The organism is Streptococcus sp. 3167, from assembly GCF_013277175.1.
Lineage (GTDB): Bacteria > Bacillota > Bacilli > Lactobacillales > Streptococcaceae > Streptococcus > Streptococcus pseudopneumoniae.
This window is the reverse complement of record NZ_VMML01000078.1, coordinates 1-12043: the sequence shown is the minus strand read 5'-3', so window position 1 is coordinate 12043 and position 12043 is coordinate 1. Positions and strand designations below refer to the sequence as shown.

Annotated in this window: 13 protein-coding genes and 1 pseudogene; 1 reads left to right on the top strand and 13 read right to left on the bottom strand. The window is 40.9% G+C overall.

Translation table 11 applies throughout. The features are described from left to right. Window positions 1–528 precede the first annotated feature (528 nt). Window positions 529–1656, top strand: a complete 1128-nt coding sequence (locus tag HT678_RS10140) for a site-specific integrase (RefSeq protein ID WP_000266843.1) — start codon at window positions 529–531, stop codon at window positions 1654–1656. An 87-nt stretch (window positions 1657–1743) separates the two neighbouring features. Here HT678_RS10140 and whiA read toward each other — a convergent pair whose 3' ends face one another. The 13 genes and pseudogenes from whiA to metA all read right to left on the bottom strand — a co-directional run bounded on the left by whiA (window position 1744) and on the right by metA (window position 11929). Then, a complete protein-coding gene (gene whiA / locus HT678_RS10135) occupies window positions 1744–2655 on the bottom strand; it encodes a DNA-binding protein WhiA (RefSeq protein ID WP_100104578.1) in 912 nt (303 codons plus the stop codon). Further along, a complete protein-coding gene (locus HT678_RS10130) occupies window positions 2652–3629 on the bottom strand; it encodes a YvcK family protein (protein WP_001231073.1) in 978 nt (325 codons plus the stop codon). The genes whiA and HT678_RS10130 overlap by 4 nt, the downstream gene beginning before the upstream one ends. Beyond that, window positions 3626–4516 (bottom strand): RNase adapter RapZ, encoded by an 891-nt coding sequence (rapZ, locus tag HT678_RS10125; RefSeq protein WP_023937468.1) that lies wholly within the window; start codon window positions 4514–4516, stop codon window positions 3626–3628. The genes HT678_RS10130 and rapZ overlap by 4 nt, the downstream gene beginning before the upstream one ends. 51 nt (window positions 4517–4567) lie before the next feature. Further along, window positions 4568–4948 (bottom strand): RidA family protein, encoded by a 381-nt coding sequence (locus tag HT678_RS10120; protein WP_001140420.1) that lies wholly within the window; start codon window positions 4946–4948, stop codon window positions 4568–4570. A 10-nt stretch (window positions 4949–4958) separates the two neighbouring features. After that, window positions 4959–5546 carry a ribosome biogenesis GTP-binding protein YihA/YsxC gene (yihA, locus tag HT678_RS10115; protein WP_172924957.1) on the bottom strand — a complete coding sequence of 196 codons (588 nt, stop codon included), beginning with the start codon at window positions 5544–5546 and terminating at the stop codon, window positions 4959–4961. Between the two features lie 8 nt (window positions 5547–5554). Further along, window positions 5555–6787 (bottom strand): ATP-dependent Clp protease ATP-binding subunit ClpX, encoded by a 1233-nt coding sequence (gene clpX, locus HT678_RS10110; RefSeq protein WP_000106341.1) that lies wholly within the window; start codon window positions 6785–6787, stop codon window positions 5555–5557. A 31-nt stretch (window positions 6788–6818) separates the two neighbouring features. Beyond that, the gene (locus tag HT678_RS10105; protein ID WP_000442276.1) at window positions 6819–6989 is read right to left on the bottom strand and encodes a hypothetical protein; all 171 of its coding nucleotides are present in this window, start codon (window positions 6987–6989) and stop codon (window positions 6819–6821) included. Continuing rightward, on the bottom strand, window positions 6989–7495 hold the full coding sequence (locus HT678_RS10100; RefSeq protein ID WP_050282958.1) for a dihydrofolate reductase: 507 nt from the start codon (window positions 7493–7495) through the stop codon (window positions 6989–6991). The genes HT678_RS10105 and HT678_RS10100 overlap by 1 nt, the downstream gene beginning before the upstream one ends. Window positions 7496–7625: 130 nt before the next feature. Beyond that, a complete protein-coding gene (locus HT678_RS10095) occupies window positions 7626–8144 on the bottom strand; it encodes a Dps family protein (RefSeq protein ID WP_172924955.1) in 519 nt (172 codons plus the stop codon). A 627-nt stretch (window positions 8145–8771) separates the two neighbouring features. Further along, window positions 8772–9405: pseudogene (locus HT678_RS10090) on the bottom strand (hypothetical protein). A 37-nt stretch (window positions 9406–9442) separates the two neighbouring features. Continuing rightward, a complete protein-coding gene (tpiA, locus tag HT678_RS10085) occupies window positions 9443–10201 on the bottom strand; it encodes a triose-phosphate isomerase (protein ID WP_000087893.1) in 759 nt (252 codons plus the stop codon). 97 nt (window positions 10202–10298) lie between these two features. Then, window positions 10299–10976: a DnaD domain-containing protein gene (locus HT678_RS10080; RefSeq protein ID WP_000221595.1), complete on the bottom strand. Its 678-nt coding sequence runs from the start codon at window positions 10974–10976 to the stop codon at window positions 10299–10301. A gap of 8 nt (window positions 10977–10984) precedes the next feature. Further along, window positions 10985–11929 (bottom strand): homoserine O-succinyltransferase, encoded by a 945-nt coding sequence (gene metA / locus HT678_RS10075; protein ID WP_166727960.1) that lies wholly within the window; start codon window positions 11927–11929, stop codon window positions 10985–10987. Window positions 11930–12043: the final 114 nt, after the last annotated feature.

Sequence of the window (12043 nt, the reverse complement as noted above, 5' to 3'; positions counted from 1 at the left end):
AATTGTTACTTCCCTTTTTGAGTTATAAATACTTGAAATAAACAAAAACACCCCCATATTCGCCAATAGCAACCTCATCCCATAGGTCTATTGTGCAAAATTGATATTTTTTGAAAATTATATTACAATACAGCTATCAGGAGTTTAGCTCCATAAAGTTTAGGTTTGGATTTTAGATCCATAACGTGATGGTAGCCGTATTTGATACGACTACTTTTCTTTTCATATTCTAGTAAACATAAGTCGTTAAAATAAGTTGACGTTTGACAGAAATTAAAAAAAGAAATACACTAAGAATGTAAAAAAGCCTTGTTCGTCAAGGATAAAATCGTCTGGTGTACTTCTAAGAGGTACACCTTATTTTATTATCTGACGAGCTGCCAACTGTTTCCATTTTGGAAACAACTCAAAAAAATCCCCACACTCGCAAAGTTTGGCGACTCTGAGTGTGAGGATATCCAGTATAGTAAAAGGCATTAAAAGCCCTCTTTACTATACCCATTTTATCAAAAAAGTGAGGTAAATACAATGTGGATGGAAGAACTTCCCAACGGAAAATACAAATTTTTTGAGCGATATAAAGATCCATATACTGAGAAATTAAAAAAAGTTTCAGTCACGATGGAGAAGAAAACTCCCCAGGCAAGAAATCAAGCTGCTATCTTACTGCAGGAAAAGATAAATAAAAAACTCAGCACAAAACAAGTAGAAAGCATTACATTTGAAGAAATCTATAACCTTTTCTATAAATCATGGGCGCAAACAGTAAAGGAATCAACAAAACATAATTGTAAATCAGTTGATAAGAAGATGAAGGAAATCATACCATCCGATACCATACTTGCTAATCTTGACAGGCGTTTTCTTCAAGAGGCTATTGAAAAAATTATTGAAAGCAACGGATATATTACAGCTAAAAAAGTACGGCATAGGCTCAGAGGTATCTTTAATTACGCTGTTCAATACTCTTACATTGAAAACAACGAGGTCGATTATACTACGATTCCTCAAAAACCAAAGACTTTAGAAGAACTGGAAAAAAAGCGTAACAACTTTCTCACCATGCAAGAAATAAAAGCGCTTATCGATGTCCTTAATCGTCGAGAATATCACCAAAAGTACGCTGATATGGTTCTTGTGCTGGCATTAACTGGTATGAGATATGGTGAATTAACTGCCTTACAACTGAAGAATATAGACTTTGAAAACAACAAAATTGAGATCACAGGTAATTTTGATTCAGTAAACAAAATCAAGACGCTACCAAAGACTACAAATTCAATACGGACAATCAAAGTATCAGAGAGTGTCATAGAAGCTATCCAAAGACAAATAGTACGACTTAGCGAACGTTTCCAGCCATTGTCAAGCGATGATTATATTTTCTGTTTTGAAAAATGGAATCAACCTACAACAATAGCTTGCTTCATACAGATATTAAAAAAATATGGAAAACAGGCTAAAATAGAAAAAAACTTATCTAGCCATATTTTTAGGCATTCTCATATTTCGTTTTTAGCAGAGTCTGGCCTTCCAATAAAATCAATAATGGATCGAGTTGGACACTCAAATGCAAAGATGACTTTGGAAATCTATTCTCATACTACTGAGGATATGGAGGATAAACTGGTCAATAAATTAGATACTATTTTTTAATTCTGCCCCTTGGTTGCCCCTTTTTGATTTCACAACACAACAAAACCCCTTGAAGATATTGATAATTCAAGGGGTTGCTTTATATCGTTATAATTCATCGGCTATCTTATTGATTTTTCTGAGTCTGTGATTGACACCACTTTTGGTCAGAGGGGTGCTGAGACTATCTGCCAACTGTTGGATAGAGTAGTCTGGGTGCTGAATCCTCAGTTGCGCCACTTCCTGCAAATCTACTGGCAAATTTTCTAAGCCCATGATATCTTTTATTTTACTGATATTGTTAATGGTCTTCATGCTGGCAGAAACTGTCCGAGCGATATTAGCTGTCTCGGCATTATTAGCCCGATTGAGGTCGTTACGGGTTTCTCGCAAAATCTTAACCCGCTCAAAATCATCCCGTGCCTGCATGGCTCCGATTACTATCAAGAAGTCCATAATGTCTTCTGCTCGCTGGAGATAGGTCACAGCCCCCTTCTTGCGCTCAAGCACCTTGGCATCCAGTAAAAACTGTTGGAGAAGGGAGGCAATTCCTTGCGCGTGGTCCAGATAAACAGAACTGATTTCCAACTGGTACTTACCTGATTCAGGGTCACGAATACTTCCATTTGCCAAGAAAGCACCACAAAGATAAGCACGACCTGCTTCCTCATCCGATAAAATCGCCTCATCAATACCTGTTTCCAGGTCAAAGAAAGAGTCTGCCAAGTGCAAATCACTTAACAAATCCTGCACCTTTTCATCTGTAAAAACGGTATAGACCCGATTCTTGCGAAGATTGCTCCGTTGGTGGTGACGAATTTCCGATTTGATTTCATAGAAATGGAGAAAGGACTCATAGAGGTGACGGGCCAGTTTGGCATTTTCTGTCACAACTGACAAAGTCAAGCCCGAAGTCGAGAGACCGATGCTACCAGACATTTTGATAATGGCAGATAATTCATACCGGCTCAGATGGTGTTGACCTAGGATTTCTTCTTTTACTGCTACTGTGAAACTCATTTTCTCACCTGTATAATCCGCATCAACTCATCCACAATCAAATCTCCATCGTGGAAGGCACCGCCATTTTCCAGACGAAGGAAGTTGGATGAAATCACGCGCGGAACTTGCTTACAAAGACCAGCAAAATCATGTTCCACCTGGACCAAGTATTCATCAAAGCGATTGGAATTCATGTATTCTTGAGGCACTTTTTCGATATTCACCAAGACCGTATCGATAAAAGGTCGGCTAAGGTGACGATGCAAGACTTCCACGTGATCACTATCTGTAAAGTGTTCTGTCTCCCCACGTTGGGTCATAATATTGCAGACATAGGCGATTTCTGCCTTGGTTTCCAAAAGCGCCTGCCCGATTTCCTTAATCACGATATTGGGCAAAATAGAGGTAAAGAGAGAACCAGGTCCGAGGACAATCATGTCACTTTCAAGAATGGTCTGGACTACTCGACGGCTGGCCAGAGGTGTATCATCGTTGAAGGTATTGGTTACATAGACATGGTCAATCATGCCTGGATGGTCTGCGATATGACTCTCTCCAGCCACTTCTGTCCCATCTTGAAAGACTGCATGCAAGGTCAAAGGATGGTCGCTGGAAGGATAAATCTTCCCAGTTGTATGGAAAAACTTGCTCAATAACTGCATGGCATTATAGGTCGAACCCTGCATTTCTGACAGACCTGCAATAATGAGATTGCCCAATGGATGGCCAGCAAAGGCTCCGGCATCCTCGGAAAAGCGATACTGAAAGACTTTCTCATAAAACTTAGGCATATCCGACATGGCCACAAGGACATTACGAAGATCACCTGGCGGTGTCAATTGCTGCATATTTTTTCGGAGTTCACCTGATGAACCACCATCATCCGCCACCGTTACGATAGCAGCGATTTCCACATCTTTTTCACGCAGACTTTTAAGAATGACGGGGATCCCAGTACCTCCACCAATCACCGTTATCTTTGGTTTTCTCATGAACGGTTTACCGTTTCCTTTCTCCGGTCTTTGTCGCGATGCCCTTCATTAACAGGCCAATTCTTGGATAAGTCCTGCGCCAAGCGTTTAGCAAAGGCCACACTACGGTGTTGTCCACCTGTACAACCCATGGCAATGGTCAAAACAGACTTCCCTTCCTTTTGGTAACTTGGCAAAATCGGCTCAATCAAGGCCAATAAATGCTGATAAAAATCTTCTGACTCAGGATGATTCATGACATAGTCATAAACAGGTTCATCCACACCCGTTTGGTTTCTCAGCTCTGGAAGGTAGTAGGGATTTGGCAAAAAGCGCACATCAAAAACCAAGTCTGCATCAATTGGGATTCCATATTTAAAGCCGAAAGACATGACTTCGATACGGAAAGACTGGGCTTGTTCTTGATCTGAAAACTGCTCTGCAATGGTTTTACGTAGCTCACGAGGAGTGAGTTCAGTTGTATCCACCACATTTTGGCTCATATTTTTCAAAGGCGCCAAGAGCTCACGTTCCAGCTTGATTCCATCCAAAATCCGACCATCTGCAGCTAGTGGGTGACTCCGTCTGGTTTCCTTGTAACGCGCGACCAATTCCTTATCAGCTGCATCCAAAAAGAGAATTTTAAAGTCCAGTTCTTCCTTGTTTTCCAACTCATCCAAAACAGTTTGAATCTCCGAGAAGAAAGAACGGCTACGCATATCCACTACCAAGGCCAACTTAGGATCGTCTTCCTTTGTTTCCACCAACTGCAAAAACTTAGGCAAGAGAGCTGGCGGCATATTATCAATAGTAAAATAACCCAAATCCTCAAAGGACTGAATGGCTACAGTTTTGCCTGCACCACTCATTCCTGTCACAATCACCAAGTGAAGTTGTTTCTTTGTCATCTTTTTCTCCTTATATCAAAAGAAGTTTGGCAACACCAAACTTCAACTAGCTTATCCAATCTCTGCGATGACTTCGATTTCGACTTTTACATCACGAGGAAGACGAGCTACCTCTACTGCTGAACGAGCTGGGAATTCCTCTTTAAAGGCCGTTTGGTAAACCTCGTTAAAAGGAACAAAGTCGTTCATATCGCTCAAAAAGCAAGTTGTTTTGACAACATGGTCAAAGTCAGTTCCTGCTTCTGCCAAAATAGCACCGATGTTTTTCAAGACTTGTTCTGTCTGTTCTTGAATCGTTTCTCCAACGATTTCTCCAGTTTCAGGAGAGAGAGGAACTTGACCACTAGCAAACAAAAGGTTGCCAACGATTTTTCCTTGAACATAGGGTCCGATAGCCTTTGGAGCCTTGTCTGTATGTATTGTTTTTGCCATTTTCTTTTCCTCACAATTTTTCTAAGATTGCATCCCAAGCCTCATCCATTCCTGCCTTGCTGACAGATGAAAAGAGGATAAAGTCGTCACTTGGGTCAAAGTTTAATTTCTTTTTGATTGCTGATTCGTGCTTGTTCCATTTACCACGAGGAACCTTGTCCGCCTTAGTCGCAACGATGATGACCGGAATCTCATAATACTTGAGAAATTCGTACATCTGCACATCATCTGCTGACGGGTCATGACGGAGGTCAACTAGACTGACAACCGCACGGAGATTTTCCCGAGTCGTTAGATACTCTTCAATCATGCGCCCCCACTTTTCACGTTCCTTTTTGGAAACGCGGGCATAGCCATAGCCAGGCACATCCACAAAGCGCATCTTGTCGTCAATGTTAAAGAAGTTGAGCAACTGAGTTTTCCCAGGTTTCCCTGACGTACGAGCCAAATTCTTACGGTTCAGCATGGTGTTGATAAAACTAGACTTGCCAACATTTGAACGCCCTGCAAGAGCGATCTCTGGCAGTTCATCCTGCGGATAGTGGGATTTATTCGCCGCACTGAGCAAGATTTCAGCATTGTGTGTATTGATTTCCATAGTCACCTCTAGGCTGTTTCTAGGATTGGTTTATCCGTTCCATCGACAGCTTCTTTTGTGATACGGACCAATTTCACATTTTCCTGACTAGGTACTTCAAACATAACGTCCAGCATGGTTTCTTCGATAATGGAGCGAAGTCCTCGCGCCCCTGTCTTGCGTTCGATGGCTTTATTAGCAATCTCTTGAAGGGCTTCGTCATCAAATTCCAACTCGACATCATCATAAGATAGCAAGGTTTGGTATTGTTTGACCAAGGCATTTCTTGGCTCTTTCAAGATGCGAACCAGGTCATCAACAGTCAATTGCTCAAGAGCTGCAAAAACAGGCAAACGTCCAATCAACTCTGGAATAATACCGAATTTTTGAATATCTTCTGCGATGATTTCTTGCATGTAAGAGCTGTTTTCGTCAATCGCCTTGTTGTTTTGACCAAATCCGATGACTTTTTCTCCAAGACGTTGTTTAACGATTTCTTCAATGCCATCAAAGGCACCACCCACGATGAAGAGGATATTTTTAGTATCCACTTGAATCATCTCTTGTTGTGGATGCTTGCGTCCACCTTGAGGCGGTACGCTAGCAACAGTTCCCTCAATAATCTTGAGAAGAGCTTGTTGTACCCCTTCACCAGAAACGTCACGTGTGATCGATACGTTCTCGCTCTTCTTGGCAATCTTGTCAATTTCATCCACGTAGATAATCCCACGTTCTGCACGCTCGATATTAAAGTCAGCAGCCTGCAAGAGTTTAAGGAGGATATTTTCCACGTCCTCACCTACATAACCAGCCTCAGTAAGAGCTGTCGCATCCGCAATCGCAAAAGGCACGTTCAAGCTCTTAGCCAAGGTCTGGGCAAGGAAAGTTTTCCCTGAACCAGTTGGGCCAATCATCAAAATGTTTGATTTCTGCAAATCCACATCTTCTGACTCTTCACGCGTATCGTGGAAATTGATACGTTTGTAGTGGTTATAAACCGCCACTGCCAAGGCACGCTTGGCACGATCTTGACCGATAACATAGTGGTTCAAGATATGGAGGAGTTCAATTGGTTTTGGCACCTCAGACAAGTCTGCCAAGACTTCCTCAACCAATTCTTCTCGAATGATTTCCTGAGCCAACTCCACGCATTCATTACAAATAAAAGCATTGTTGCCAGCGATTATTTTTTGTACTTCTTCTTGGTTTTTGCCACAAAATGAGCAATAAACCATCATATCATTTTTTCTATTTGTAGACATGATTTCCTTCCATTCTATACTGTCATTCTATCTAAAACAAGGTCATGTAAAAAGCATGAATACTATTGACCAGATTGGTAAAGGCATTTAACCAGAGCAGGATAGAAAGCCCGTAACGCTTTTTACGAAAAGCCTGTGCTCCTGCCAGAAGGCAGATGAAACACAGAAAAGCCGTGAATAAACCAAATAAACTCCGTTCCATTAGACTTCCTTTCTCTTGCGGTATTGGATGGTAAAATCATAAGGATTTTTCTCATCTTTGGCGTAAAATTTGCTTGAAACTGTCTCAAAAAGAGATAAGTCAAACTCCTCAGGAAAATAGGTATCCCCCTCCACCCGAGCATGAATGTGAGTGACAATCACTTCATCCAAATAGGACTCAAAAGCCTGAAAAATCTGCTTCCCACCGAGAATGTAGAGATTCTTTTCTTGAACCTGATACCAGTCCAAGACAGACTGGACATCGTGAAAAGTAGCAACCCCGTCTATCTTTTCTTCAGAATTACGCGTCAAAATCAAGGTCTCCCGTTTTGGAAGCAAGCGACGCCCCATCCCATCAAAGGTCACGCGCCCCATCAAGATAGCATGATTCAGAGTTGTTTCTTTGAAGTGTTGCAATTCTGCTGGCAAATGCCAAGGCAGACGATTGTCCTTACCAATCACACCCTCTTCATCCTGGGCCCAAATAGCTACGATTTTCTTAGTCATGCTTCCATCCTTTTCACTGATAGTACTATTTTATCAAAAAACTAAAAAAAAGACTGGTTTGGAATAGCTTACAAAATAGAAAAAAATCTGTAAGAAATTTCCTACAGATTTATCTATGTTGCCTTGTTTCTTACAAACCAGGTGCTTGTCCAAGTTCTGCGGCAAGCATCCAAACTGTTTTCTCAAGTTCAGCCTTAGCACCAACAAAAATATCGTTTGTAACATCATCGCCTTCTTCGTCAGTCACATCCAACGCTTTTTGGAAAAGAGTGATGAGGTAGCGATAAATATCTAGAACACGTTCCAAGCTTTCTTCAACATTACGGTATTCACCAGCTTCTTCTTCGATTTCACTGTTTTGAAGGAACTCTGTCAATGTAGAGAATGGGCTTCCACCGAGTGTAATCAATCGTTCGCTGATTTCATCTAAATGACCATCAAGAGCATCCATGTACTCATCCATTTTTGGATGCCATACCATAAAACCGCATCCACGCATATACCAGTGTACTTGGTGCAAAGCAACGTGGGCTACGTACAAATCAGCAACAGCTTGATTCAAAACTTCCTTTGTTTTTGCCAATGCTACTGGCGCTGCTTTTGTTAATGTTGCGACATCTTTTGCTGCTTCTTTTTTCAATTCTACCATTTTATTTTACCTCATTCATTATTTTTATGTAACCACTTCTTAATGATTACTACCTTAGTATACTACTAATGAAAACCAATAGCAAGACAAATGACTCACATGAGAAAAGTTGCAATAGACTGATAATTTAAGAATTCTTTAGAAGACGAAAAAGAGGTCTGGATGCTTATAGTCAATGGAAATCCATCAGCAAACTAGGAAACTAAACCCAGTTTGGCCAAAGCATAAGTTTTGAGGTCGCAGGTAGAACTGACCACGCTGATGTGGTTTGAAGAAATTCCCCAAGACTATAATAGATTGAAATAAGATGGAACCAAGTCGATTAGGAAAGACAAATGAATTTCTAAAAATGTTTTAGCAACCGCAATGTTCTGGTCTATATTCAATCTACTATATAATACTCTTCGAAAATCTCTTCAAACCACGTCAACGTCTCCTTGCCGTAGATATAGTTACTGACTTCATCAGTCTTATCTACAACCTCANNTAGTTTCCTAGTTTGCTGATGGATTTTCATTGAGTATAAGATTCATTTCCGAGCAAGTTCTTGAATTTACTCGAGGATAAACTATCATAAAACAAAGAAAAAGAGGGTGCTACTATCACATCCCTCTTTCTAATCAGAGCTTAATACCAAACGCTGACATCTACGCGCCCTTGGATTCCTTTCATGTATTCAGAAGAGGTATATTGCCAACCTTTTTCTCCTGAATAATGAGGGTTTTCCCATTCTAAAGCATTGTTATAGGCCGCTACCCAGTTTACATGTTTTAAAATATCTGGGTGTTTTAAACGCGTCTGTAATAAACTACGATAGCTGATGAGCATAAGCCCCATCTGACTTGAGATAAAACCAACTCTTGTAATTATTATCATAAAGCCACTCGTTTTGAGCCATATAGCCACCTGATTTCAGGTAGTAATTGCCCTGCCACTCATTTTGAGCATAACGACCGTCTGATTTGAGATAAAACCAAGCTTTGTAGTTATTATCAAAAATCCATTCACTTTGAGCTTTAGAACCATCAGCCTTTACATAATAATCTCCATCCCAGTGGGCAGAGACACTGTTTCTCTGTTCATTGCTACTAGTTGATGAAGTTCCTGTTGATAGACTAGATTTTTCTGAAACTGTGCTTCCACTTGTTTCATCTGCCGCAATTCCTGAAACTCTTACGCCAAGTAAGCAAAGGCTTGCTAGCCCTATACATACAAATTTTGTTTTCAATCTTTCCTCTCCTATAAAAAATGGAACAGACATCTGAATGCTGTTCCACCTAGCTTTTGCTACTTACTGATTATTTTACAAAGTCAAGCAAAGCCAAGAAGCTTTCAGCTTCAAGTGACGCACCACCTACAAGGGCACCGTCAACGTCTGGACAAGCCATGTATGAAGCAACGTTCTCAGGTTTAACAGAACCACCGTATTGAACACGAACTTTGTCTGCAACTTCTTGACCAAAGTCAGCAGCTACAACGTCACGAACAACTTTACACATTTTTTGTGCGTCGTCTTGTGAAGCTGATTTACCAGTACCGATAGCCCAGATTGGTTCGTAAGCGATAACTGATGCAGCAACTTGTTCAGCAGTCAATCCAGCCAATGCAGCAGATACTTGAGCACCTACAAATTCAGCAGCTTTACCAGCTTCGTAAGTTTCAAGTGACTCACCACAACAGATGATTGGAAGCATACCGTTTGCAAAGATTGCTTTTGCTTTTTTGTTGATATCTTCGTCAGTTTCATGGAAGTAGTCACGGCGTTCTGAGTGACCGATAACAACGTAGTCAGTACCGATTTCTTTCAAAACTTGTGGGCTTGTTTCACCAGTGAAGGCACCTGCATTTTCAAAGTAGCAGTTTTGAGCAGCAACTTTAAGGTTTGAACCTTTTGCCGCAGCAAGAACTGTTGTCAAATCAAGAGCTGGAGCAGCGATACCTGCTTCAACAAGATCTGATGAAGGAAGTTTTGACGCAACTGCTTCAACGAATGCTTTAGCTTCTTCTGGATTTTTGTTCATTTTCCAGTTACCAGCGATAAATGGTTTACGTGACATTTCACATACCTCTTTTTTCAATTTATTTTCTATTTATTTTATCACAATTAGACACAGCTTGCAAATCTTACTCGGATTTCAAGCCTGCTGACATGGATTAATCCTTCCAGAGATCCATAGCATTTCTGAAATCTGCCGATACCTGTGTCAACTGAGGATTGCTTGCTTCTCTTTCTGCCCGCTTAGCCTCGATTTGAGCCACACTTTTGATACCTTCATGTCGCCAGTTTCTCAAAATCGCCTGGATGTACTTCCAGTTTGGTTTTCCATTCAAAACAGCTTCACGAAGAGCTTCCTTAATCAAGTCAGCACTGGTTCCATCTTCCTTTAGTGTCTTCATCAAATCCTCAATCTCAAAAGGCGTCAACAAGCGTCCCAACTCCTGCTGGAAGGTTTCCACCAAATCCTTAAGATGATTTTGAGGTATCAACTGGTCTGAACTCGAAGCAATAGCTCCAAGCAAGTCATCCAAACGTTCCAAAGCCAAACTAGCATCAAAAAGCAATTCGATTTCGCCATTTAATTCGATAGTACGATACTGGAGAAGTCCCCTCTCCGTCAGATTGGAAATGGACTGGTTGACATCCGAAATTTCCTTGCCAATCCTTTCAGCAATCTGGCTTGGCGACATTTCTTCTAAGCCTGTCGTATTTTGCAAATAGAAAAATTGCCAAACCAGAAAATCGTCGCTAGAAGGAAAGAGTTCCTTAAAATGCAAGAGCAGGGCACTCGGTAAAACCAAGTTCCCTGATTTAAAAGCGTCTAAATATGTCATAATTCCTCTTATAAATACCCAAATGCAGATGCATCATCTTCTATTTTTCTCCAGTCAAAAGGGGTTTCCTGATAGACTGCATAATTTACCCAGTTACTGAAAAAGAGGGCTGCCGATGAAAACCAACAAAGACAAGGCGTCTGATTGACATCATCATCCTTAAAGTAATTTTCTGGAATATGAGGATCTAAACCTGCATCACAATCTCGGAAATACTCTTTTGCCAAGGTATCACGGTCATATTCCAAATGCCCAAAACTATAAATTTCACGCAAATCACGACTAGCCAAAATCGAAACCCCAACCTGAGAACCCTCTGATAAAATCTCGAGATTGGTTTTGTTTAAGACCTCTTCCTTAGAAATCTCCGTGTGCCGAGAATGAGGGGAAACATAGCTATCGTCAAAGCCTCTTAAAAGAAGGTGCCCTTCTTTTAAAGTGTCCTGAGGATAAATACCCGATAACTTACTGTCCATCTGGTATTTTTCCACTCCATAACGCAGATAAAGACCAGCCTGAGCCCCCCAACAGATATAAAGGGTCGAATAGACATGGGTCTTGGACCACTCAAGCACCTGGCTAAATTCCTCCCAATAGTCCACTTCCTCAAATGGTAAATGCTCAACTGGAGCACCCGTGATAATCATCCCATCAAAATACTCGTCCTTAACTTCAGGAAAAGTTTTATAAAAGGTCTCCATGTGCTCTGAACGAGTTGTCTTAGAACGATGGCTCTCCATATAGAGAAAATCAATATCCAGTTGTAGAGGTGTATTGGCCAAATGGCGTAACAACTGGGTCTCTGTGACCATTTTCTGTGGCATGAGATTTAAAATTAAAATCTTCAAGGGACGGATATCTTGGTGGGCTGCACGTTGATCATCCATGACAAAGATATTCTCTGTCCGTAAAATCTCAACAGCTGGTAATTTTTTATCAATTCGAATCGGCATAACCCTCTCCTAACTGTACTCTTTCAGGAATCATTGCATATGTTTGAAACTCTTCGAAAATCTCTTCAAACCGCGTCAACGTTGCCTTGCCGTACGTATATGTTACTGACTTCG